Origin of the sequence: Bradyrhizobium algeriense (assembly GCF_003062295.1) — a bacterium.
In the GTDB taxonomy this organism is placed as follows: Bacteria; Pseudomonadota; Alphaproteobacteria; order Rhizobiales; family Xanthobacteraceae; genus Bradyrhizobium; species Bradyrhizobium algeriense.
The window spans coordinates 469,418-493,730 of the sequence record NZ_PYCN01000003.1 but is presented as its reverse complement, the minus strand read 5'-3'; the positions used below and the strand labels follow the sequence as shown (position 1 = coordinate 493,730).

The 24,313-nt window shown below is 63.3% G+C and carries 21 protein-coding genes; 1 reads left to right on the top strand and 20 read right to left on the bottom strand.

Going from position 1 to position 24,313, the window contains the following annotated elements; translation table 11 throughout:
- Window positions 1-78: 78 nt before the first annotated feature.
- The 20 genes from C7G61_RS09915 to C7G61_RS09820 form a co-directional block, all read right to left on the bottom strand.
- Window positions 79-2,442: a xanthine dehydrogenase family protein molybdopterin-binding subunit gene (locus C7G61_RS09915; protein ID WP_108513894.1), complete on the bottom strand. Its 2,364-nt coding sequence runs from the start codon at window positions 2,440-2,442 to the stop codon at window positions 79-81.
- Between the two features lie 13 nt (window positions 2,443-2,455).
- Window positions 2,456-2,914, bottom strand: coding sequence for a (2Fe-2S)-binding protein (locus C7G61_RS09910; RefSeq protein WP_108513893.1), 459 nt, complete (start codon window positions 2,912-2,914; stop codon window positions 2,456-2,458).
- A gap of 1 nt (window position 2,915) precedes the next feature.
- Complete coding sequence (locus C7G61_RS09905; protein ID WP_108514096.1) at window positions 2,916-3,785, bottom strand: FAD binding domain-containing protein; 870 nt, start codon at window positions 3,783-3,785, stop codon at window positions 2,916-2,918.
- A 50-nt stretch (window positions 3,786-3,835) separates the two neighbouring features.
- On the bottom strand, window positions 3,836-4,846 hold the full coding sequence (locus C7G61_RS09900) for an ABC transporter permease (RefSeq protein WP_108513892.1): 1,011 nt from the start codon (window positions 4,844-4,846) through the stop codon (window positions 3,836-3,838).
- Window positions 4,839-5,858, bottom strand: coding sequence for an ABC transporter permease (locus C7G61_RS09895; RefSeq protein WP_108513891.1), 1,020 nt, complete (start codon window positions 5,856-5,858; stop codon window positions 4,839-4,841). Before C7G61_RS09895 ends, C7G61_RS09900 begins: the two co-directional genes overlap by 8 nt.
- Window positions 5,855-7,393, bottom strand: coding sequence for a sugar ABC transporter ATP-binding protein (locus tag C7G61_RS09890; RefSeq protein ID WP_108513890.1), 1,539 nt, complete (start codon window positions 7,391-7,393; stop codon window positions 5,855-5,857). Before C7G61_RS09890 ends, C7G61_RS09895 begins: the two co-directional genes overlap by 4 nt.
- Before the next feature lie 69 nt (window positions 7,394-7,462).
- Window positions 7,463-8,566, bottom strand: coding sequence for a TMAO reductase system periplasmic protein TorT (gene torT / locus C7G61_RS09885; protein WP_244608224.1), 1,104 nt, complete (start codon window positions 8,564-8,566; stop codon window positions 7,463-7,465).
- Window positions 8,567-8,666: 100 nt separating this feature from the next.
- Window positions 8,667-10,628: a hydantoinase B/oxoprolinase family protein gene (locus tag C7G61_RS09880; RefSeq protein ID WP_108513889.1), complete on the bottom strand. Its 1,962-nt coding sequence runs from the start codon at window positions 10,626-10,628 to the stop codon at window positions 8,667-8,669.
- A 4-nt stretch (window positions 10,629-10,632) separates the two neighbouring features.
- Complete coding sequence (locus C7G61_RS09875; RefSeq protein WP_108513888.1) at window positions 10,633-12,657, bottom strand: hydantoinase/oxoprolinase family protein; 2,025 nt, start codon at window positions 12,655-12,657, stop codon at window positions 10,633-10,635.
- A gap of 237 nt (window positions 12,658-12,894) precedes the next feature.
- Window positions 12,895-13,890, bottom strand: a complete 996-nt coding sequence (locus tag C7G61_RS09870) for an AraC-like ligand-binding domain-containing protein (protein ID WP_108513887.1) — start codon at window positions 13,888-13,890, stop codon at window positions 12,895-12,897.
- Between the two features lie 151 nt (window positions 13,891-14,041).
- Window positions 14,042-15,028, bottom strand: coding sequence for a 5-oxoprolinase subunit C family protein (locus C7G61_RS09865; RefSeq protein ID WP_108513886.1), 987 nt, complete (start codon window positions 15,026-15,028; stop codon window positions 14,042-14,044).
- On the bottom strand, window positions 15,018-15,893 hold the full coding sequence (locus C7G61_RS09860) for a 5-oxoprolinase subunit B family protein (protein WP_108513885.1): 876 nt from the start codon (window positions 15,891-15,893) through the stop codon (window positions 15,018-15,020). The genes C7G61_RS09865 and C7G61_RS09860 overlap by 11 nt, the downstream gene beginning before the upstream one ends.
- Window positions 15,894-15,914: 21 nt before the next feature.
- Entirely contained in the window at window positions 15,915-17,339 is a 1,425-nt protein-coding gene (locus tag C7G61_RS09855) for an acetyl-CoA carboxylase biotin carboxylase subunit (RefSeq protein ID WP_108513884.1), read from the bottom strand.
- Window positions 17,340-17,355: 16 nt separating this feature from the next.
- Complete coding sequence (locus tag C7G61_RS09850) at window positions 17,356-17,598, bottom strand: acetyl-CoA carboxylase (RefSeq protein ID WP_108513883.1); 243 nt, start codon at window positions 17,596-17,598, stop codon at window positions 17,356-17,358.
- Window positions 17,599-17,642: 44 nt separating this feature from the next.
- Window positions 17,643-18,371, bottom strand: coding sequence for a LamB/YcsF family protein (locus tag C7G61_RS09845; protein ID WP_108513882.1), 729 nt, complete (start codon window positions 18,369-18,371; stop codon window positions 17,643-17,645).
- 163 nt (window positions 18,372-18,534) lie between these two features.
- A complete protein-coding gene (locus C7G61_RS09840) occupies window positions 18,535-19,722 on the bottom strand; it encodes an ABC transporter substrate-binding protein (protein WP_108513881.1) in 1,188 nt (395 codons plus the stop codon).
- Window positions 19,723-19,753: 31 nt separating this feature from the next.
- The gene (locus tag C7G61_RS09835; protein ID WP_244608222.1) at window positions 19,754-20,791 is read right to left on the bottom strand and encodes a branched-chain amino acid ABC transporter permease; all 1,038 of its coding nucleotides are present in this window, start codon (window positions 20,789-20,791) and stop codon (window positions 19,754-19,756) included.
- Between the two features lie 39 nt (window positions 20,792-20,830).
- Complete coding sequence (locus C7G61_RS09830) at window positions 20,831-21,745, bottom strand: branched-chain amino acid ABC transporter permease (protein WP_108513879.1); 915 nt, start codon at window positions 21,743-21,745, stop codon at window positions 20,831-20,833.
- 2 nt (window positions 21,746-21,747) lie between these two features.
- The gene (locus C7G61_RS09825) at window positions 21,748-22,470 is read right to left on the bottom strand and encodes an ABC transporter ATP-binding protein (protein ID WP_108513878.1); all 723 of its coding nucleotides are present in this window, start codon (window positions 22,468-22,470) and stop codon (window positions 21,748-21,750) included.
- Window positions 22,467-23,222, bottom strand: a complete 756-nt coding sequence (locus C7G61_RS09820; RefSeq protein WP_244608221.1) for an ABC transporter ATP-binding protein — start codon at window positions 23,220-23,222, stop codon at window positions 22,467-22,469. The genes C7G61_RS09825 and C7G61_RS09820 overlap by 4 nt, the downstream gene beginning before the upstream one ends.
- A gap of 125 nt (window positions 23,223-23,347) precedes the next feature.
- Between C7G61_RS09820 and C7G61_RS09815 the strand changes: the two genes are divergently transcribed.
- The gene (locus tag C7G61_RS09815) at window positions 23,348-24,268 is read left to right on the top strand and encodes a LysR substrate-binding domain-containing protein (RefSeq protein WP_108513876.1); all 921 of its coding nucleotides are present in this window, start codon (window positions 23,348-23,350) and stop codon (window positions 24,266-24,268) included.
- Window positions 24,269-24,313 lie beyond the last annotated feature (45 nt).

Sequence of the window (24,313 nt, the reverse complement as noted above, 5' to 3'; positions counted from 1 at the left end):
CGCAAAGGGTAGTTACGGGCAGAGCATTTGAGCTATGTATCCCGCGGTTTTGAAGCGTTGCTGCACCCTGGATCAGTTCTATCCGGCTGTGCCATGCGGTCGTACCAGATTTTCGCCCCAGGCCTCTGCGATGTGGGGGAAGCTGAGGTCACTCTTGCGGTCGAGCAGAAGTTCGAGCACCCGCGACGGCGTCAGCGGCAGTTCCTGGACACGCTTTCCCGTTGCGTTCGCCACGGCGCAGGCGACGGTCGCCCCGACGTTCAGGATCGGCACCTCACCTGCACCTTTGGTGCCGAGCGGACCCATCGACGGTGCGCCTTCGTATAGGTTCGTCTCGACCGGCACGACATCCAGCGCCAGTGGTACGCGGTAGGTCTCGAAGCTATTCTGACATACTCGGCCATTCGTGCCGATCGTCACTTCCTCGTGCAAGGCGTAGCCCAGCCCCTGGACGACCCCGCCCTGAATTTGATTGCGAATGGCGCGCGGGTTCAGCGCACGGCCGACGTCCTGAACGACTTGGTAGCTCAGCACCTCGACATGCCCGGTCTCCGAGTCGACGGCCACCTCACAGTCATGTACCGCGAAAACCGGGATGTCGATCGCGTCAATGAAATGACCGGCGACGCATCCCGGCATGGCCGGCACGCCGCTTCCCGTGAACGCGCCGGTGCCCGAGACCGGGCCGACTTGTGCCTGAGCGAGGGTGGCGACCTCGGTAATCGAACGGCCGGAGCCGGGCGCTCCCGCGATTTCTATGCGCCCGTTGCGCATGACCAGGTCATCAGGCGATGCCTCGATCATCTCCGAGGCGACGTTCAGCAGCTTCTTCCGCACCTCCTGCGCCGCCGCAAGGCTGGCCGCGCCAAGCGACACGGTCGTTCGACCGCCACCGACTCCGACATCGTAGCCGGCGGCGTCTGTGTCGGCCGCGCGCACAACCACATCCTCGGGAGCGATACCGAGCGTAGCCGAGACGATCTGGGGAAGTGCCTGCATCATCGAGCCGGAACCGATCTCGACGCCGGATGTGACGAGCGTGGCTGTTCCGTCGGCGTTCATGTTGACGGTCGCCGCCGATGGCCCCACGAAGACAAACCAGGTGCCGACCGTGGTCGCGCGGCCGTAGAGCCGGCCGTCGGCGCGCGCGGGCGGCTTTGCGGTCGCCTCGCGCATCGTATCCATGCGGTCGAGCATCGGGCCGAGCACGTCACCTTCGAACACCTGACCGGTTGCGCCGAGATCGCCGTTGCCGAGCACATTGCGGCGGCGGAAGAGGAGGGGATCCATGCCGATTTTCGCGGCGATCTCATCCGTATGCCGTTCGAGCGCGAAGGTATTGTAGACGCCGTTGCAGCACCGGAAAGCGCCGTTCGGGGCGGTGTTGGTGTAGATCGCCCGCGACACCAGCCTCACTGAACCGAGCCGGTAGTTTCCGCCAAGCGTATGTGCAGTCATGGTGGTCAGGAAAACCTGCTCGCCGCCATAAGCGCCGCAATCCATCAAAACGACCGCTTCGCGGCCGACGATCTCGCCTTCGCGTGTCACGGCCGAGCGAATGCGGATTTCGGCGTTCTCGCGGAAGAGGCAAGTCAGCATTTCCTCCTCGCGCGAATTGACGAGGCGTACCGGCCGTCCACTTGCGCGGGCGAGCAGGGCGGCGAAGGGCTCGATGGCGATGTCGAACTTGAGTCCGAAGCCCCCGCCGACGGGCGGCACCGTGACCCGTACTTGCGAGGCGGGAACGCCCAGGAGGCGGGCTGTCGCGTTCCGGACGGTCCATGGCGCCTGCGTCGATGTTTCGATATGGAAGCGTCCGTCCTCGTAGCTTGCAACAACGGCGCGCGCTTCGAAGGCGACATGGTTCTGGCGGCCGACGCGGAACGTGCTGTCGACGATCATAGCATCCGATCGGGCAAAAGCGCTATCGACGTCACCGCGGACCACAGTCGCCTCCCAGGCGACGTTGCCTTCGCGGGCCTCGCCTGCGAGCAGAATCTCGTGCTCGCGCCAGTCGGGATGAACGAGTGGCGCTGTCGGCGCGAGCGCCTCTGCCATGGTGAGCACAGCCGGCAGCGGCTCGATCTCGACGTCGATCGCCGCAAGCGCGGCGTTGGCCTCGACCAGCGTATCGGCTGCGATCGCCGCGAGCGGCTCGCCGTCGTAGCGGATCAGGTCACGGGCGAACAGCGGGTGGTCGGCGATGCCGATTCCGATCTTGCCGGGTGCATCCGCAGCCGTCGCGATCGCGCGCACACCGGGCATACGTGCAGCCTTGGAGACGTCGAGACGGACGATGCGTCCGGAAGGTACGCTGGCGCGGAGCACAACTGCGTGCAGCATGCCCGGCAAATAGCGATCGATGGTATAGCGCGTGCGACCACACAGCTTGTCCCGGGCATCGCGCCGGCGAAAGTCCGTCGCAGCGAAATCTTCGGACATCATGCATCTCCGATCATTTGCCAGCGGCAGCGATCAATGCCGCTTCGACAATACGTTCATATCCAGTGCAACGACAGATGTTGCCAGTCAGCGCAGCGCGGATATCTTCGCGCGTCGCACCGGGCTTGGTCGTCATTAGATGGGTGAGGGTCACCACCATGCCGGGAAAGCACATGCCGCATTGGACCGCGTCGCAGGCCTCGAGGGCGGCCTGGATCGGTGTAAGCGTGCCGTCGACGGCCAGGCTCTCTACAGTGCGGATCTCGCAACCGGCGGCGAGTGCCGCCGGCATCAGGCACGACAGCGTGGGCAGGCCGTCGACCAGCACCATGCAGGCGCCGCAGAAGCCTTCGCGGCATACCGGCTTGGCGCCGGTCAGGTGGAAGTCCTCGCGCAGGACGTCGATAAGCGGGGTGATGGGATCGGAGGGTGATGAAAGGCGATCGCCGTTGACGGTGAGGCTGAGGACCATGTCAACTCTCCATTTTCGCGTCGAGCGCGGCGACGGCCGCACGACGTACGAGGCTGGGCAAGACGCTGACGCGATACCAGGCGGGTAACTCCACGCTGTCGCGACCTGAAAATTCGTTGGCCAGTTCGACTGCGGCCTCCGCTGCCTGCGCCGGATCCAGCGGGCGGCCAACCAGCGCCGCTTCGAGCCGTTCCCATCGGCGCGCAACCGGCTCGACCGAGCCGACCGCGATGCGCGCTGCCTGAACGCGGGCCGCCGCGTCGAAGCTCACCGCGAGACTGACGATGGCGGCCGGATAATCTCCGGACTTTCGCAGCGGCAGGCGCGCATGGGCGGTCTTGCGACCCCTCCGGGGCAGGATGATCCGGGTGAGCAGCCGGCCCGGCTCAAGTGTCGGTCTGATCTGGAGGAAACGCTCCAGGCCGATCCTCGTCTGATCGCCCCGGCTGGAGATCTCGACTTCGGCCTCCAGGCAGAGCAGCGCGGGCACGCAGTCTGCCGCAGCGAATCCCGATGTCGAGAGATTGCCGCCGACGGTCGCCATCGCGCGGATCGCCGGATTGGCGGAGCGGCCGGCTGCCATCGCAAGGACGTTGAATTCGGGGAGGTCCGCCAGCGCTGCCGCGAGCGCGGCGTGAGTGACGGCCGCGCCGATCTCGACAACGTCGGCATCGATCCTGATCGCCGTCAGCTCCGCGATCCTTCCGATCGCGACGTAATGGGGCTTATGTGGTTCATGCCGGATCGGCGATCGCATGATCCAGGTGCCACCGGCGAATGGGGCGCCAGCGGCGCCGCATTCGTTGAGCGCATCGATTGCGACCGGGAGCGAACGAGCAACGTAGATCGATCGCGCAGAGGGCGTATTCATGGCACCAGTACCTTCGATTCGATCGGCACGGAGATTGGGATGGGTTGGCATCAACTCTGCTCCTGCCGCAGGCGATCGAGCAGCACGCCGACGATGACGATGGCGCCTAGCACGACCATCTGCACGTAACCGTCGATGCGGGTAAGATTCATGCCGTTTGAGAGGATCGTGACGAATAGCGCGCCCAGTACGGCGGTACCGACCCCGCCGCGGCCGCCCGCGAGGCTCGTTCCGCCCACCACGGCGCCGGCGATCGCCTGCAGCGAAAGCGAGCCGCCGAGGTTCGGCTCGCCCGAACCCGTGCGTGCCGTCATCATGATAGCGCAGAGCGCGGCAAGCGCCGAGCAGAGCACATAGGTCGCGACCAGGATTCGTTTCACCGGCAGGCCAGCCACCGCCGCGGCGCGCGGATTGGTGCCGATGATGTAGAGCGAACGGCCGAAGACGGTACGAGCCAGCATCAGTTGCAGGCCGGCGCCGATCATGACCGTGATCACGATGGCCGCCGGCACGCCGAAGACACTGCCGCCGTAGAAGATCTGCGAGAATAAGTCAGGTACGCCTTGCACGGGGCGCCCGGAGGAAAGGGTGGTCGCGACGCCAATCGCGATGTTGTAGCTGCCGAGCGTCGCGACAAAGGGACTGACCCCCAGGACTGCGATGACCACGCCGTTGAAGAGCCCGCAAGCGATACCAAGGCCGAAGCCGGCGCCGAGGCCTGCGAGCAGCACTACGGTCGTATCATGACCGGCTGCCGTGGCGCCGGCCATGGCGAGCGCCGTGCCGACGCTGACCATCGATACTGCCGGGCCAAGGGCAAGGTCGAAGCCGCGCGTCAGGATGACCACCGTCTGCGCCATGGCGAAGAGAGCGAGGTAGCTCGTCTGTTGTGCGATATTGAGCAGATTGGCCGGCGAGAGCACGCCACGGTCGACGGCTGAGAAGCCGAACAGGATGACGAGCAGCGCGATCGGCAACACTGCGCGCCAGAGCCACTGGGTCGGCAGCAGCCTCATGTATCCCCTGTCCTTGGCGGTGACGGAGAACTCGACGTCAGACACGGGATCTTCTCCGCTGACTGAGTTCGTCCAGCGCCACGGCCGCTACCATGATCACACCGAGAAAGACTGGCTGGAGACGGGAGTTGATATGCAGGAGATTGAGCGCATTGCCGAGGATGGTCAGGAACAGTGCGCTAATGGTGACGATCTCGACCCGGCCAACGCCGCCACGCAGGCTTACGCCGCCGATCACCGCAGCGGCGATCGACTGCAGCATCATGCGGTCGCCGCCGAAACTCGCCTGACCGGAACCAACCTGCGCCGTCAGCAGGATGCCGGTCAGAGCTGCCAACACGCTGGAGACAACATAGGTGCCGACTATATGTCGCTGGATCGACACGCCGGACACGACGGCCGCGTCCACGTTGCCGCCGATCGCGTAGACATAGCGGCCAAAGAGCGTCCGTCGCTGGATGAACATCATCACGAGAATCACGGCGAGCGCGACATAGACCGCCGTCGGCAGGCCGAAGACCTGGGCGCGCCCAAAACCTTTCACGAACACCTCGGGCATGCCGTAGACCGGGATCCCGCTCGTGATCATGAGTCCGACGCCGGCAGTCGCAGACATCGTGCCCAAGGTCACCACGAAGCCTGAGACTTTCAATTTGGCCACGCAGAATCCATTGACGAGCCCGACCGCGAGCCCGCTGCCAAGCCCGGCAGCAACGCCGCTCGCGATGATGACGGCATTGTTGCCGGGAAAGGCGGCCGACGCGGCCGCCATGGTCTTGGCGGTCACCACGCTCGCCAGCGCCACGACTGCGCCGACGGAGAGATCGAAGCCGCCGGCAATGATCACCAGCGCCTGACCGCAGGCGACGATGGCCAGGAACGAGGCATTCCGCAGGATGTTGAGGAGGTTGATGACACCGTAGAACTGCGAGTCGATTACCGACATGCCGACGATGAGCGCCACCAGCAAGGCTGGCAGGAAGCCGATCCGTCCGGCGATCAATCTGCCGAGGCTGGTGGCTGTGTGGGGCTGGGAGGCGGCGAGGGCGGTGCTCATGCGACCTCCGCTGTGAGATGGTCCTTGAAGAAGCTTGCGAGCACGTTCTGCTCGGTCTTCTCCACGCCCTTGAGCTCGGTGGCGATGCGCCCGTGGTGCATGACGTAGAGCCGATTCGAAAGGGCAAGCACTTCCGGCAGTTCGGACGACACGACGATCACCGCGGCACCGGCCTCCACGAGCCGCTTCATGAATTCGTAGACCTCCAGCTTGGCGCCGACGTCGATGCCGACGCTCGGCTCATCGAACAGGAAGACCGTCAGATCGCGTGTGAGCGCGCGGCCGAGCATCACTTTCTGGCGATTGCCACCGGACAGCGCGCCCGCGGTGCGCTCGATATTTGGGGGCCTTAGCTGCAGCCGCTCCATGATGGTCATGATCGTTGCGCGTTCCGCGCCCTGGCGCAGTACGCCGAAACGGGCGAAGGACGGGAGGTCGAGCACGGTCATCGAGACGTTTTCGCGGATGGGACGCGACAGCGCGAGCCCTTCCACGATCCGGTTGGCGGGGAAATAGGCGACACCGTGCTTCAGACTTCGGCGTGGTGCCGGGAATTCGTAGGGCGTCCCGTCGACGCGAATGACGCCTCGAGCGATTGGCTCGAGCCCGTAGATCGCGCGGATCAGCTCCGATTTGCCGCAGCCGACGAGGCCCGCGATGCCGGTGATTTCGCCGGCCCGGGCGTGGAAGTTCACGTCGCGAACGCTGCCGTCGACCAGCGTGAGGTTCTCGACGTCGACCAGGACCTTGCTCGCCTTGTGCTGGATCGTTGGAAAGAGCAGGTCGATCTTGCGACCGGTCATCAGTTCGACCAGTTCACTGTCGGTCGACATGGCGGCATCGAGGGTGCGGATGTGGCGGCCGTCGCGCAGCACGGTCACGCGGTCCGCGAGCGCGCGGATCTCGCGCATGCGGTGCGAGACATAGATGAGGCCGACGTTCTGTCCCTTCAGCCGGGCGATCAGCTCGAACAGCCGGCCAGTCTCGCGCTCGGTCAGCGAGGCGGTCGGCTCGTCGAGGATCAGCAGGCGCACCTGGCCAAGCAGGGCCTTCGCGATCTCGGCCATCTGCTGGTGCGCGCGTGAGAGGTCGTCGACGCGCTTCGAAGGATTGAGGTCAAAGCCGAGTTCTTCGATGAGCGCTTTCGCGCGCTTTCGCATCTCGCGCCCGCGCAGAACACCCTTGCTTGAGATCTCCCGGCCGAGAAACAGGTTTTCCTCCACCGTGAGACTCGGGACCAGCGAGAATTCCTGGAACACAGGACTAATCCCGATCGTGCGCGCCTGCTGCGGAGTGAGATGGCGGATCTCCTCGCCGCCGAACCGGAACGTGCCTTCGTCTGGCGGGAAAGTCCCCGCGATCACGTTGATCAAGGTCGACTTGCCGGCACCGTTCTCGCCGAACAGGACATGCAATTCACCGGCTCTGACATCGAGGTCGACCCGGTCCAGAGCCTGGACACCCGTGAACCGTTTCGAAATGCCCCTCAATTCGAGCAGGGGCTCGGTCCGCTTCAGGCCCGTGTTGGTGTCCATCTCCTTCTCCCTACGCGATCGGCAATCAGGCGGGAGAAATCATTTCTCGCGCGCCTGATATGGGGGCGCCTACTTGGCCTTGACCGAGTAGACTGGGGTCCAGCTTCCGGGCGCGAGGACGAGGCCCATTTGCAGTTTCGGCACGGTTGTCTTGTCGACCGCCGAAGCCAGCGGCTGTGCCAGGCTCATGACGGGCTTTTTCTCAATGAGGCGCACGGCCTGGTCGACCGAGACGGCGCCTTCGCCGACCGGGTACTGGGTCGCGAAGGCCAGGACGTCGCCGCGGTTCAGCGCGTCGAGCATGGCCTGGTTCTCGTAGGAGGACATGATCTTCATGTCGGCTCGTCCGGCTTCCGCGACGGCACCGACTGCAGCTTCAGCGGTCGGGGCGGTACCCCAGATCACGTTCATGCTCGGGTAGGCCTGCAGCGCGTCCTGGATCAGTTGGAGCTGGACCGCGACGCCGGAGTCGCCGAATTTCTCGGCGAGGACCTTGGCGTTCGGATTCTTTGCGACCGCCTTCTTGAAGCCCTCGTTGAACGACTCCGCCCAGCCTGATCCGGCTGGACCCGGAAAGGTCACGATGTTGAGCTTGTCACCGGGCTTGGCCTGCGCCAGCAGACCCTCGCCGGTCACCGCGCCCATGGCGACAAAATCGACGTAAATGGCGGCGGGCAGGGCGTTTGGCGGCAGCGGGTTGGCGACGCCGACGGCCGGCACGCCCTTGGCCTTGGCTTCTTCGAACTTCTTGCTGAGGCCAGCGCCGGAGATGGCGCCGACAATGATGGCATCGGGATTGCTCGCCATGCAATCGTCGAACTGCGAGAGCTGCTTGGGCAGGTTCTCGTAGCCGCCGGCTTCGTAGAGCGTCATGTTGACGTTCATTGCCTCGGCCTGCTTCACGATGCCGTAGGCGACTGCCACCCAGAAGCTGTCTTTCATATGCGGAAAGAGGACGCAGAGCTTGTGCGGCTTCTCGGCCTTGGCGAGCGGCGTGTACTCAGCCGGCTTGGGCGTACCGGATGAGGCGTCGTAGACTTTCATCGGAAACCAGGGCGTCTCCGCCGCGGCCGGCGCGATCGCGGCGGCGAGGGCGAGACCCGTTACGGCTCCAAGCGTGGAGCGGATCAGTCCGAGTGAAGTGGTGGGAAAGAACGTCGTCCAACTGGTCATGGGTCTATCCTTATGGTTCGAACAAAAGGGCGAGGGCCGATGACTTCGGATCCTCACTGCATGCACGCTCCGTGCCGCGGCCGCACGGTTGCCGTCGGGATTAGCCGGCCGCCCACATTGCGACCGAGCGCCGCTCGAATACCTCGCGGAACTGACGTGTGGATTCAGGAAGAAGTGCGCCCGTGCCCCAGTCGAGGATCACGGCGTGCTGGCGGATCACGTCGAGCGTGTCGATGGCGCCGCTGCGATAGCGCTCCGCCACGATCTCCGGATCGAGCCGGACGTTGATGATGCGCTCGGCCCTGATTTTGCCGCGGAGGGCCTCGGTCGCGGGCTTGTCGACCTCGTATTCGCAGAGTTCCGCGTCGATGGTACGCACGACCACGCCGTAGTCCCTGGCGGCGCGCTCGATTGAGACGTAGTCGTCCTTGATGTCCTCGATGACGAGGCTCGGGTCGCGCTCGAGCGGATCGCCGAAACCGCCACCGCCGGCAGTCGGTCGCGAGAACACATCGCCTTCGCCGATCGGAACGTCGGAGAAGATCGATCCGAGCCGCTCCTCGGCGTTGGCGTTGGCACGCTTTAGCGTCAGCCCGTGTGGCATCGAAGGCAAGCCTCCCTCGATGCCCCACACCAAGGCGCGTTCACGGTCGCAGATGTAGGAGATCACGGTCTTTTCCGCCTGCAGCATGCGCGAAGTCTTCATCACCCCGGCGCCACCGCGCCATTTGCCCGGCCCGGGCGAGTCCTTGAGGATCTCGCACTCGGTGGTCAGGATCGGATTGGCGCGCTCCTGGCCTTCGACAGGTTGCGACATGAGGCCCGTGCCGAAGCAGGCTGTCGTGACGTTGCTGCCGTCCTTGCCATTGCGTCCGCCCCAGCCGCCTGGCAGCCAGTCGTAGAACATGAAAATGGGCTTGTCCGGGCTGCGGGCGTCGAGACCCCCGGTGAGCAGGTATTCGAGGTTGAAGGCGCAGGCGAGCGCCCGCTCGGGCATCAACTTCGACCACATCTCGTAGATCGAGTTCATGATCTTCTCGAAGGGCATCAGGAAGCCCGTGACCGCGATCGGCCACTTGGCGTCGACGATCGAGCCCTCGGGTGCGATGATCTCGAAGCAGCGGTAAAAGCCGGAATTGAGCGGCAGGTCGGGGAAGAAGGTCTTCATGCCAGCCGCTACGGCCGAGAAGGTCGCGCCGAAGGCCGAATTGTAGATCGAACCGATGGTCGGATGACTGCCGGTGAAGTCGTAGATCGCTCGGTCGCCCTTGATCGTCATCTTGATCCGGATCGGGATCATTCCTTCGCCGCCGGCTGGGTCGCGGTCGATAAAGTCGACCGTCTCCCACTCGCCATCGGGCAATGCGGCGATGCGCTGGCGTGCCGAACGTTCGACGTAGTCCTGCACGGCGGCTAGTCCGGTCTCGACCGTGTTGCGGCCATACTTGCTGACGAGGCGAAGGATCTCGCGCTCGCAGACCTGGGTGGCCTGCGTTTGGGCCTGAATGTCGCCGATGATCGAGGCCGGATCTCGCGTGTTCGAGGCGATCAGATGAGCGACGTCCTTGCAGAAGCGGCCCTTGTCGAACAGGCGCACCGGCGTGATGCGGAGGCCCTCGCGGAACATCTCGCGGGCGGCGACGTCGAACGAGCCCGGCACGCTGCCGCCGACATCAGACCAATGCCCGTTCGATTGGCTGAAGGCGATGATCTTGCCGTCGGCGAAGATCGGCCGGATTAAGCGCACGTCGGAGAAGTGCGTGCCGCCGGCATAGGGATCGTTGATCGCAAAGACGTCGCCTTCATGCATGTCGCCCTCGAAGTGGCGCATGACATCCTGGCAGGTGAAGTGCAGCGTGCCGACGTGGACGGCGATATCCTGATTGCCTTGCGCGGCGCACTCGCCCTTGGCGTCGTGCAAGGCGCTCGAGAAGTCGTGGTTGTAGATGACGAAGGAGTAGCAGGTGCGAAGCACCTGCTCGCCCATCTGGTCGACGCTCGTAATGAAGGAATTCTTCAAGACCTCGAAGGTCACGGGGTCGAATGTAAGGTCTCCAGCCATCTGGTCACTCCTTCACACGAATGATGATGTTGAGATATTTGTCGACTTCCGCGCTGGCGCCGGGCGGCACGACGGTAGTCGCGTCAACCTGCTCGACGAGCGCGGGACCTTGAAAAATAAAGCCACAGGGCAGGTGGTCGCGCTGGTAGACGGGCGCATCAAGCGCTGTGCCCTCGAACCAGACCTTGCGTCTGTCGACCGGATCGGGAATTGCTCCGGTAGGCTGATGCACGGCCAATTCGGCCTTGGGGACGACGCCGACCGCCTTCAGGTTGAGGCGGAAGAAGCTGACCGGGGCGCTGTCGCGGCGGAAATTGTATTCGCGCTTGTGCTCGGTATGGAAACTTTCGACGAGGTCGGGGATCGCGCCGATCGGGCGCGGCGCATTGACGGCGAGCGAGCGCCACTGGCCGCGATACATCATGTCGATCGACCGCTGCAGGACGATGTCCTTCAGCGCGACGCCTTCGTGCGTCAGCCGATCGAGTGCTTCCTTTTCCAGCGTGGCGAATTGCGCCTCGATGGCGTCGGTATCGGCCTCCTCGGCGCCGACCATGCAGCTCTGCGAGAAGTCGTGCTGCATGTCGACCAGAAGACAGCCGAGCGCCGAGGTGACGCCCGGGTTGGGCGGCACGATCACGACCGGGATCGAAAGTTCTCGGGCGACGTCGACCCCGTGCAGGGCGCCGGCGCCGCCGAAGGCGACGAGCGCGAAGTCGCGCGGATCGTAGCCGCGGCTGATCGAGATCAATCGAACCGCATCCGACATGTTGGCGTTGGCGACCTTCAGGATGGCGTCCGCGGCCTCGTGCAGGCCAAGCTTGAACGGCTTGGCGACGCCTTCCTCGACCGCCTGGCGGGCTAATGCCGCGTCGAGCATCACCTTGCCGCCGGCGAGACTGGTGCCGAGGCGGCCGAGCGTGACGTTGGCGTCGGTATTGGTCGGCTGCGGATTGCCGTTGCCGTAGCATGCCGGGCCCGGATAGGCGCCGGCCGACTGCGGGCCGTTGCGCAGGGAGCCGGCCGGATCGGTCCAGGCCAGCGATCCTCCACCGGCGCCGATGGTGAGCACCTCGATGGACGGGAAACGAATCGGATAGCCGAACTCGATGCACCAGTCTTTGGTGATCCGCGACTGGCCCTCATAGGCCAGCGAGACATCGGTCGAGGTGCCGCCCATGTCGAGGCCGATCGAATTGGGAAAGCCGCACAGGCCGGCGATGTAGCGGCTGGCGATGGCGCCGGCGGCTATACCGGAGCCGGCCAGGCGCGCGGCAAAATCCTTGACGCTCGCCGGCGTCATGACGCCGCCGCCGCTGTGCAGCAGCAAGAGATCGCGGGCATAGCCCTCGCTCGCAAGACGCTCGCCGAGCCGGCTCGTGTAGTCGACGACGACCGGGCTCACGACGGCATTGGCGACCGTCGTAGAGAAGCGCTCGTGCTCGAAGATCTCGGGAAGCACCTGCGAGGAGATCGAGACCGGGATATCAGGCATCTCTTCGAGCAGGACGTCGCGCATCGCGCGCTCGTTCTCGCCGTTGAGATAGGCGTTCATGAAACAGACCGCGACGGCGGCGACGCCCCGGCGCTTCAGGATGCGCGCGACGTCGCGCGCCGTCGTTATGTCGAGCGGCTCGATCACTTGGCCGGCGGCGTCGACGCGTTCGGGTACAGTCAACCGATCGCGCCGCGGCACATACGGCTTGACGACATCCTTGTAGGTGTCCCAGAGGTCTTCCTTGTTGGCTCGCCGGATCTCGATGACGTCGCGAAAGCCCTTGGTCGTCACCACGGCAGTGCGGGGCAGGCGACGCGTGATCAGGGCGTTGGTCGCGACCGTGGTTCCGTGCGAGAACAGCGCGACTTTGGAGAGGTCAATCCCGGCCTTGGAAACGCCACCCATGATTCCATCGATGGGATCGCGCGTCGATGAGGTCTTCTCGATGCGGATAAGGCCGGTCGCCTCGTCCATGATACAGATGTCGGTGAAGGTGCCGCCGACATCGACAGCCACGCGAAGGTTCTGCACGACACGACTTCCTTTCGAACACGCGCTCGCCACGTGGACGTCGAAACGCGTGCGCGGGCTCACCCGGATATGGGATCCGGGTGCCGCGAACAGCTCGTTCGACCGGCGAACTTCCGAGGTAACGCGGAAATCATATGCAGATCGCCGGCGGCGCGCTTGACGCTGAGTGCAGGAAGATTTGTGCCAGAGAGCGTAAGTGGTCCAATTTCCGGACCTGACTGCTATGCCGGTAACGCTTCAGGATGTCGCCGGCCCCGGCCGCCGTGGTAGCCCATTCATGGATTGGGCGCGCGCAGCCGACCGCACGTCGCTCGGTGTGCAGCCGAACCGGCTACGATAGTTCCGGCTGAACTGCGCCTGGTCGCCGAATCCCCATTGATAGGCGATTTCGGAGATGCTCTTCCGGCAGTTCGGATCACGCAGCATGGCGTCGCTCATCAGGAGACGCTGGTTGCGGATGTAGGCACACACAGTGATGCCTTCTCCCTCAAAGATCTGGTGCAGATACCGGAGCGAGATGCCGCAACCGTCTGCCACCATCTGTGGCGCGAGCCGCGTGTCGTCGAGGCGCGCCCGGATGAAGTGTTCGCAGCGAAGCAGGTGTGCGTTGCGGACCGAGGACGAATGGCCCACCAGCACGCGTTCGTCGGACTCGATCGCCATCGCCAGGAGATCGATGAGATGCTTACCGATCATCGCCCGGGCGGGTTCGTCGATTTCCTCGATGCGAGCGCCAGTAAGCCGCAACGTATCGACGAAGAGCGCTCCGACGCTGCGACTGGCATCGAACTGCAGGGTGGCGAGGCGCTCGGGACGGGAGATCCGCGTGCGCAGGACTGCGCGGGGAATCTTCAGCACCCACAGCGCGGCGGGATCACGATGGCTGAATTCGTACGGCAAATGGCTGCGCTCGATCAGGAAGGCGCCAGGACGGCAACGCACGTCCTTGCCGTCCTGCTCGAAGCGGATTTCGGTCAGTTCAGGCACGGTGATCAGGTAACTCTCTTCCCGCTCGTTCTGGAGATGGCGGCCGCGCCGCTTGTAGAGCAGGCCGTCCGAGACATTGCGGGATACCGAAACGGGGCCGAGCGACCAGGCGCCTAGACTGCCGTGGAAGTCACTGCCCCCGGCAAAGGAAAGGTCTAACGGAAAGTAGGTCTTGGAAACGATTTCCTGCCAGAATTGCCGCCGGTTGTGTGGAGCGATGTCGGTGGTCGCGTAGGTGGTTTGCATGTCACGCACTCCGATTTCAGCCGAAACAGGATCGATGCAACTGTCGTGCCGTGCTGTTCGCAGTAGACCGCTGCGCGCAGCGTAATTGTGCCGGCGCGGGATGGGTGGCGGCCCTCCGCGTCGGCCGCCCCCAAAAAATTCCGTCCGGGAATCAGGGTGATAACGTCAAGGACGCGCGGACCCTGGCCACTAGCTCGGCGCGCGCCCGGCGGGCCGCAAGCGCCTCATCCATTTCGACCTTGACGAACTTTACCGGCGTATTGGGCTGTAGCTGGCCGATCAGATCCATATCGGCCGAAATGACCGTGCCGACCATGAAATAGCCACCGCCGGAAACCGCATCGCGATGGAGCACGATCGGCTCGGTGCCTCCGGGCACCTGGATCGAGCCATAGGGATAGCAGGCATCGGTGATGTTGGAGGGATCGGAGCCTGCGCCGAACGGTGGCTCACGCGGCACGAACTCAAGCGGCTTGCCGCCCTTGAAGCGGTAGCCGATCCGGTCAGCTTCCGGAGCGACCTTCCAGGTATCGGCGAAAAATCCTTGGCCCGCGCCATCAGTGATCCGATGCCAGTAAAGCCCGGGCGTGACCCGCAACTCTGTCGGCATCGCTGTCGGCAGACCGCGCAATTCTTCGGCGACCGCGCGGCCCTCCTTGACCGGTGCCGCAACCGCGCCGATCGGAAGCTCGTCGCCTGCCTCGAGCTTTCGACCCTTGAAGCCGCCGAGGGCGCCCAGCGCGTAGGTCGAGCGCGAGCCAAGAACCACAGGCACATCGACGCCGCCTGCGACGGCGATGTAGGCACGCGCGCCCTTTTTCAGGAAATCGAACGAGAGTTTTTGGCCGCGCTTCACCTTGAAGGAGGACCACGTCTCGCGAGGCTCGCCATCGAGTTTGGGTGGCAACTCGGCGCCCGTGACCGCAACCATGGCGTCATCAGTGAACTCGAGCTCGGGTCCCATGAAGACGGCCTCGAGAACGGCAGCTCCCTCCGCATTGCCCACGAGCAGGTTGGCGGCCAAGAGCGCATGCCGGTCCATGCCGCCAGAGAGCGGGATGCCGATGTGATAGTAACCGGGACGCCCGAGGTCCTGAACGGTGGTCGCAAGACCAGGCTTGACAACCTTAATGGGCATGGAGGACCCCCTCGAGCTTGCGATTGTAGCCATCGATGTCGCGGTTGAACTCGGTGAGCGAGAACGACACGTTGCGAATGGTCGGCGCGAAGCGGCCTGCCTCGACATCGGCGACCGCCGCGTCATAGGCTGGCCGGTCGATCGGCTTCCACTTCACGATGTCGCCGGGCTTGAACAGGCACATGAAATCGCGGAGATAGCTGATCTTCTGATTGGGATCGTAGATCGGCATCGGCGTGATGCCGAACATCTGGTAGCCGCCGGCGCCGCGCACCGAGTAGATGCAGCTGAAGCAGCCGCCATGCCCAACCGTGAGCTTGGGTGTATCCGTGCGCGGGCGCAGGTATTTCGGCGCCTGAATCTGTCGCTGGCGCTCGACCATCTGATAGAGAAAGGGCAGGCCGGCGACGAAGCCGACCATCGAGACGAACCAGGGTGCACTTGAATGCGCCTTGATGAACGCATCGATCCCGTCGAGATTGTTGATGCGTGCCGCGTATTCGAGGTCGGTGCCGTCGGGATGCTGATGGCGCTCGCGAAAGCGCATCAGCGTCTCGTGCGTCCAGGGATCGTTGTAAAGCACGGGGATCTCGATGATCCGCGTCGCGATTACCGGTTCGGACTTCTCGGCTGCCGAGTCCAGCCGCTTCAGCTCGGCGAGCATGTCATCGGGCTTGATCAGGTCGGGATCGAACTTCACCTGATAGGAGGCGTTGGCCGGGCAGATCTCGGTCACGCCCTTGATCTTGGCATCGCGCACCGCATTGGTGATGAAGAGGCTTTTGAAGAAAGCCTCGAGCGACATGGAGTTATCCACTTCGGCGAAGATGTGCTCATCGCCGCCAAAGGAAAATCGGGTTTGCATGGGGCTGTAGCCTCCTGTTGCTCACGGAACGGATTCGCTTGGGGTTGTTGGGATGACCTGCGGGGCCGGCACGGTTTCCGCTGCCGCAAGATTTATGGCATTTGATGCCAGCCACGGCTCGAGCCAGGCGGTATGAAAGCGCCCAGCCTGCACATCGGCATCGCGCGCGAGCGCCTGGTGCAGCGGCTTGGTCGTCGCCAACCCCTCGACCACAAGTTCACCGAGGGCGCGATCGATCCGTCGTATCGCGCTCGCTCTATCTTCATCGTGGACGATCAGCTTGCCGAGCAGGCTGTCATAGTATGGCGGCACCGTGTAGCCGGGATAGAGCATGCTGTCGAAGCGCACGCCGTTGCCACCTGGCACGTTGAGTGCGGTGACGGTGCCCGGGTTTGGCATGAAGCCTTTCGCCGGATCCTCGGCGTTGATGCGGACCTCGATCGAGTGACCATTGATGCGTACCTGATCCTGGCGGAAGCGCAGCCGCTCGCCCCCGGCAATCCGGATCATCTCACGCACCAGGTCGATGCCGGTGACCATTTCCGTCACCGGATGCTCGACCTGGATGCGGGTATTCATCTCCAGGAAATAGAACTCGTGGCTGCGATCGTCGTACAGATATTCGATCGTTCCTGCGCCGCGGTAGTGCACCGCCTTGGCGAGCGCGACGGCCGATGAGCAGAGCTTCTCGCGAATGGTTGGTGTCAGCGACGGCGAGGGAGCTTCTTCCCAGACTTTCTGACGGCGGCGCTGCAGCGAACATTCGCGCTCGAAGCAGTGGATGACATCGTGTCCGTCACCCAGCACCTGCACCTCGATATGCCGCGCACCTTCGATCAGTTTCTCGACGTAGAGTCCGCCGTCGCCGAAGGCCGCGAGCGCCTCGGCCTGTGCCTGCGGCATCAGGTGATGAAACTCCTCGGCCGAACGCGCGATGCGGATGCCGCGGCCACCGCCGCCCGCCGCCGCTTTGATCATCACCGGAAAGCCCGTCGTCTCCACCAAGGCGAATGCCGCCGCGGCCGACTCCAGTCGCCCGCGGCTGCCCGGAACCGTGGGAACGCCCGCACTCGCCGCCGCTTCCCGCGCGGCAACCTTGTCCCCCATCAGGCGGATGGCCTGAGCCGTCGGTCCCACGAAAATGAGCCCCGCCACCTCGACGGCGGCGGCAAACTCGGCATTTTCGGCCAGAAATCCATAGCCCGGATGGATGGCGTCGGCGCCCGTCGTCCTGGCCGCTGCAAGAATCGCGTCGCGGTTGAGATATGATTTCGACGCCGCCGGAGGACCTATTTCGACGCACTCGTCAGCGAGCCGCACAGCAAGCGAGTCCTTGTCCGCCTTGCTGTAGGCCTGCACGGTCGCAAGACCCAACTCGCGCGCGGCGCGAACGATGCGCACAGCGATCTCACCACGATTGGCTATGAGGAGCTTGTGGATCGTCATGAATGGCTCGAAGGCCTCAAACCTCTATCTCAGCGATCGGCTGACCGGCCATGACCGGCTCTTCATTCTCGGTGAGGAAGCGTATGATCTTTCCGGCTGCGCCCGCCTTCACCTCGTTGAACGACTTCATGACTTCGACGAGGCCGATCGTGTCCTCTTGCGTGATCGTGTCGCCGTCGGATTTGTAGACCGGCTGGTCCGGCGCCGGCTTGCGGTAGAATATGCCCGGGAGGGGCGAAAAGATTTGCTGTATGGTCATGAGGTCCTCGTGGTTGGATCGTTTCGGCCAGGGTGCGCCTCGCACTAGTGCGCCGTCAGATAGGGACGGACGGCATCGCGAACGGCCTCGGCGATGGCGACGGCATTGGGGGTATCGGAGTGGACGCAGATGGCATCGGATCCGACGGGGATGTCGTTTCCTGCCACCGAACGCGTCTTGCCTTCGGTCAAGGCTCGCAGGCACCGCGCTGCCGCCTCGGTTGGATCCTTGGCGTCGTGTTCGCGCGTGATGATGAGGCCACCTTCGGCATTGTAGTCGAGATCGGCGTAGTATTCGGCGACGAAGCTATGACCGCGGCGCCGATAGACCTTCTCGTGCAGCGTCCCCTTCATGCCCAACAGCGGCACCTTGTAGACATCAGCTGCGTCGGCCACAGCCTCGGCGATGTCCTCCATGCGCGCGGCCATACCATATAACGCGCCATGCGGCTTGATATGATTGAGGACCACGCCTTCGGCATCCAGGAATGCCTTGAGCGCACCGATCTGGTAGAGGAGGCAGTTCGCCAGTTCTTCGCGGTCGATCTTCATCTCCCTGCGTCCGAACCCCTGCAAATCGGGCAGAGACGGATGTGCGCCAACCTTGACGCCATGCTCCTTGGCCAGGCGAACCGTCTGGCGCATGTGATTGAAGTCAGAGCCGTGGAACCCGCAGGCAACGTTGGCGACGTCGATAAGGGGCATCAGGGCTTGGTCGTCGCCCATCTTGTAGAGGCCGAAGGCTTCGCCCATGTCGCAATTAATGATAACCATTCTCTCATTTCCTTCCCAACTGCTGCATTCCGGCGCCGCGTTCGCAAACCGACACCTAAACCCGCTGAATTTGACGCCTACCGATTTCAACAGGCGCCAGGTTCACGGCTATCGACTGATGGAGGCGCCGCTCGCTCTCAACCGGTGGCGACGCGTTGCCGGCCTACTTGGACACCAGATAGTCGACCGGAATCTTTTCCGAAATCGTCCACTGATCGATCACGCTCGGCTTGCCCGCCTCGGTGTTGACGATCAGGTACCGACCCTGGTTCTGATGATGGAGGTTCTTGCTGAAGGTGCGCGGCCCAAACAGCGTGGACTCGTTGTTCATTTTCTCGAGCTCCGCTACCACGGCCGCGGCTTCTGTCGTCTTGGCGCGCTCGACGGCCTTCGCCCAGACGTCGATCAGGACGTATCCCGGATAAACGTACTGGCTGGAAGGGTCACCGCCAGTGACTTCCTTGTACTTCTTGTTGAACTCGGCAACTTTCGGATTGGGATCGTCGCCATAGATCGAGCCCTGTACCGGTACGTAGAAGTTCGACAGGTCGGGAACGGCGTTCAGCCAATAGCTGCCATCCACGCCTGAGCCATTGAGGATCATGGACTTGATGCCGGCGGCGCGGATCTGTTTGATGGCCGAAACGGCCCCCGGCATCATCGTGCAGAGCATGATCGCGTCGGGTTCCTTCGGCAGGCCCTTGATGCGCGTGATCTGAGAGGCGATCGAGGCATCATCGTTCTTGAACGTGTCGCTGCCGGCGAGCGCGGCATCCTTCAGACGCGGCATCATCCAGTCGAAGCCATCGCAGATGCCCTTGTTATAGACGGTCCAACTGTCGAGCAGCCGGTAGAAGCTGCGGGCATTCTTCTTCGTGTAGGCCCATTCGGCCATGGTCGCGCCTTGTACGGCCGCCAGCACCGAGGCGGAGAACGAGTAGGGGCCGACGCCGGGAATGCCTGCCTTGATCGACTCTGCGCACAGGAAGAACGAAACCTTGCCGGCTGACTGTGCCTGCAGGGCGGCCGGCGCGCCGAAGTCGTAGTCGCAGGAGACGATCACTAGTTCCGCGTTTTGATCGAGCACCGCGAGGCCCGCCTTGGCGCCCTCGGCCTGATCGGTCTTGGTGTCCGCAAACACCGGTTTGATCTTCTTGCCGAGCAGACCGCCCGCCTTGTTGATCTCGTCGATGCGGATCAGCGCAGCGTCCTGCGCCGGCTTGTCATAGGCCTGCATAAAGCCAGACGCTGCCGTGGCGAAGCCGACGACGATCTCGTTGGCTGCCAGGGCCGGCGTACACCACAGTGCAGTCGCCGCAGCCAAGGTACCCAGTGTTCTCGTGAAACACATTTAACCACTCCTCTGTCTTGTTGATCGGACTTCAGTTCAATTCCTTCAAAGCCGTCTGCACAGGTCGCGGCAACCGCCGCTCGAGTAGCCATCGTGGCCAGGAGAACTCCCGGTTGCCGGTGAGCCCGGTTGGCAAGTACATCAGGATGACGATTGTGATGATGCCGATGGCGATCTCCTGAACTCCGTTCGGAAGTGCAATAGTCAGATCGCCGAGGCTGACGCCCTTTTCCAGGTTGCGAAACATTTCGATCAGTGCGGAAATCGCCACGACGCCGGCGACGGCTCCGCTGAGGCTGTACATCCCTCCGACCACCAGCATCGACAAGGTGATGAACGTCGTGCGCAGGTAGAACGAGCCCGGATTGACGATGCTCAGGAAGTGCGCGTAGAAGGCGCCGGCGAGACCTATGACGAAGGCGCTAACGACAAAGGCGATCAGTCGCTCGCGGACGATATCGATTCCGGAAGCGCTGGCAGCCACGGCCTCGTCGCGGGTGGCGCGAAGCGCCAAGCCAGAGCGGGAAATTGAGTAGAGATAGGCGATCGCGATCGCGACCGCGGCGCCCAGACATCCGATCCAGACGTTCATGGTGGCCGGCGTACCCACGATAGAGCCCTGACCGCCTGTCACGGAGTCCCAGTTCGAATAGACGTTGTTGACGACGCCAAGAAGCCCGAAGGTGGCGATCGAGGCGGCGATCCCCGACAACCGCATGACGACGCGCCCGACGACAAGCGCGAACAGGGCCGCGAACACGCCCGAGATCGGCGTGGCGATCCACATCGGCAACTGCGTATGCAGGAGCCATGTGGGCAGCCCTTTGAGCGTGATCGACTTCATGACCGGCGGGATAGTCAGCCAGGCGGTCATATAGGCGCCGAGGCACATGAAGCTGATATGGCCGAACGACAACAGGCCGGAATTGCCGACGAAGATGTAGAGGCCGACGACCACCATGATGTTGATGAGCATCTCGACCACGGTGCGATTGAAGGCCCGGCTGCCGAATTGGTAGGTCAAGGCGGCAATGGCGAGCAGCATCACGATCAGGACCACCGGTGTCACAATCGTTCTCACAATGACCGATGGTCGCGGCGACATCTGTCAGACCCTCTGCTTGGCGGATTTGGGTGCGAACAGCCCCTGCGGGCGCACCAGCAGCACCACGATTACGGCTCCATAGACAAAGGCGTCGCGGAACACGCGGGCGTCATGTGGCAGCGTTGCCTGAAACACGACGCTGGCGCCGCCGATCAGGAAGCCGGCGGCAACAGCTCCCGGCACGCTGCCAAGGCCACCGATTACCGTGGCGATGAAGGCGATCAGCATGACATTGGCGCCCATTCCGATGTCCGCCGTCCCGGAGTTGGTCGCCAGGATCAACCCGATTGCCGCCGCCAGCATGCCGCTGATGGCAAAGGCCAGCAGAATGACGCCGTTGGCGCGCACCCCCAGCATGCGGGCCATGGTGAAGTTCTCGGCGGCGGCACGCATCTCCAAACCATAGCGCGTGCGTTTGAGGAACAGCGTAAGGACGGCCAGGACGGCCAAGGTGATGACGATCGTGACGACTTGCAGCATCGGGATGCGGGCACCCAGGAGTTCGACCGGCAATCCGAGACTTGGCCACAGCGTGATCGACTTCGGGCGGCTCGAATAAAGCATCAGCAGAAGATGCCGGATCACGAAGCCGAGGGCGAAGGACGCGATCATCATCGTCGCCGGATTGGCGCTGCGGAAACGGCGGAAAACGATCACCTCCGACAGCACCGACAGCGCGGCCCCGACAAGCAGCAGCAGCGGAATCAGAAGGTAGAATGGCAGGTTGCCGGCGAAGACAATGGCAGCCGCGTTGATCGACGGCCACAGCATTGCGAAAACGCAGAAGGCGATGAAATCGCCATGGGCGAAGTTTACCAGCCGCATCACGCCGAAGATCAGCGCGATACCCAGTGCGCCCAGGGCATAGAGGCTGCCCAGGCTCAGCGCGTCGAAGACGATTTGCAGGACTGCCGTCATGCTCAATGGTCTCCGAAGCCGAAATAGGCCTGCTTCAGGCGCTCGTCCTTGACCATATCGCCGGCTTTTCCCTCGAGCACGATGCGTCCGCCGCGCATGAGGATCATTCGTCCGCCGGTCATCATGGCGCGCGTTGAACTTTGCTCGACAATCAACAATGTCAGCTTGCGCTGCGCCCGCAGTCGCGCCAGGATTTCGTACACTTGATCGATGATCTTGGGTGCAAGTCCGAGCGACGGCTCGTCGATTGCCATGAGCCGGGGCGAGGTCATCAGGGCCCGGCCGATCACGAGCATCTGCTGTTGGCCACCCGAAAGCATGCCGGCTGCTTTGTGGCGACGCTCGGCCAGCATCGGGAACTCACGATAGACGGATTCAAGATCGTCGGCGATCTTGTGCCGGTCGGCCCGCATGCCGGCACCGACCTTCAAATTTTCCTCGATGGTCAGCGCACCAAAGACGTTGCGCCCTTCGGGCACGAGCGAAAATCCCCGTCGGGCGATCGACTCTGGCGAGACCCCTGTCACCTCCGCGCCATCCAACGTGATAGCACCCGAGGCCAGCGGGACGACGCCGGCAATCGCATTCAGCAAGGTCGACTTTCCGGCGCCATTGGGACCGGTTACGAACAGGATTTCACCTTCGGCGATCTTCAGGGTGATGCTGCGCAATGCCGTCAAGCGGCCGTAGCGCACCGTGATGTCGTCGACGGCCAGCAATGTCATGACGCGATCGCTACGGCAGCCGCAGGTGCGGGAATGACTTCGTCCCGCTGCGTACCCATATAGGCGTGCCGGACCGCATCGCTGTTGCGGATCTGGTCCGGCGGACCGACCTCGATGATCTCGCCGGAGTCGAGCACGTAGATGCGTTCGCACAGTTCGAGAACGAGGCCGATATTGTGCTCGATCAGCAGCACGCCGGATCCGAGTTCTCCAGCGATCCGTTTGATGATGGCCGCCAGATCGTGGCTTTCGTGCTCGGACATGCCTGCGGCAGGCTCGTCGAGCAATAGATAGCGTGGATTGCCCATGATAGCCCGGCCGATGGCGACCCGCCGCTCGTCGGTGTAGGGCAGGGCGCCGGCAATGGCACTGGCCAGATGTGAGATGCCCAGCCAATCCATCACGCGCTCGGCTTCTGCGATCGCGTCGCGCCGGGTTTGGCCGAGGCCGACACCGGTGACCTCAAGGTTGTCCACGACCGGCAAGTCGCGGAACAGGCGTCCCGATTGAAACGTGCGGGCCATGCCCTTGCGTCGCAGCTTGTGAGCCGCGATGCCGTTGACCGGTTCACCCTCCATCTCCACGGTCCCTGCACCAACGCGCTGAAATCCAGTCAAGACATTGATGAGTGTGGTTTTTCCGGCGCCGTTGGGTCCGATCAGTCCGGTGATGCGTCCCCGCGGCACCGCCAGCGTAACCCCGGACAAGGCTTTCAAGCCCTCGAACCGGACGCTGACATCGCGCGCGGTCAAGTCGAGGTCAGCGGAAGTCATCTAAACGCCTCTTCAAACGCCAACGAGTGGGAAGCGCTTGATTTTTGTGTTGCAGCAAGCAATTGTAAAATTCGAAAAAACGTTCGCTGATATCGGAATTTTTTATGGCTCTGACTTTTCGTCAGGTGCGCCACTTCATCGCCACAGCCGAAATCGGACGTGTTTCGGCGGCTGCGGCCGGTCTTAACGTGACGCAATCGGCCGTTACCGCGTCGATCAAGGCCCTTGAAGCCGAACTCGGACGAAAACTGTTCGACCGCCACTCGAACGGCGTCACCCTCACATTCGACGGCCAGCAATTCTTGCAGCGAGCCCGCGCCATCGAGGCCAGCATCGCAGATGCGACGCGCGGCCCACATCGCTGGGGAACCCAGGTCGATGGCACCGTCGACGTAGCTGTCAGCTACACGGTAGCCGGCTATTTCTTGCCGCCTCTTCTGTCGCGCTTCTGGCGGGCCTTTCCGGGCATCACGGTGCGACTCCACGAATACCAGCGAGATGCTATCGAACAAAGCCTCGTGAGCGGCAGCGTCGACGTCGCTGTCATGCTCGTCTCCAACCTGCACGATCGAGGCTCCATCCGCTCGCGTCTCTTGTTACGTTCGCAGCGTCGCCTGTGGACCTGTGCAAATCACCCGCTATTGCACAAGGCCAGCGTTCGATTGGCCGATCTTGCCAGCGAGCCATTTCTGATGCTGACCGTTGACGAGGCCGAACGCTCTGCCATGCGCTACTGGCAACGTACGCCGCATGTCCCCAACATCATCTTCCGTACACTGTCGGTTGAAGCCGTTCGCAGCATGGTGGCTACCGGCATGGGCATCACCATTCTGTCCGATATGGTCTATCGGCCGTGGTCTCTCGAAGGACATCGGATCGATCTCAAAACGCTGGATGACGAGGTTCACACCATGGACGTGGGCCTTGCCTGGAAGAGCAAAGCCAGGCTTTCCCCTGCTGCCCGCGCTTTCTGCGAGTTCGTCGCTCTCGCTTATCCCGGACCCGATCCGGTTCATTTCGATTGAAGGCGCGGCCGCTCGGCGGCGCGATCCATCTTCATCACGACCGTC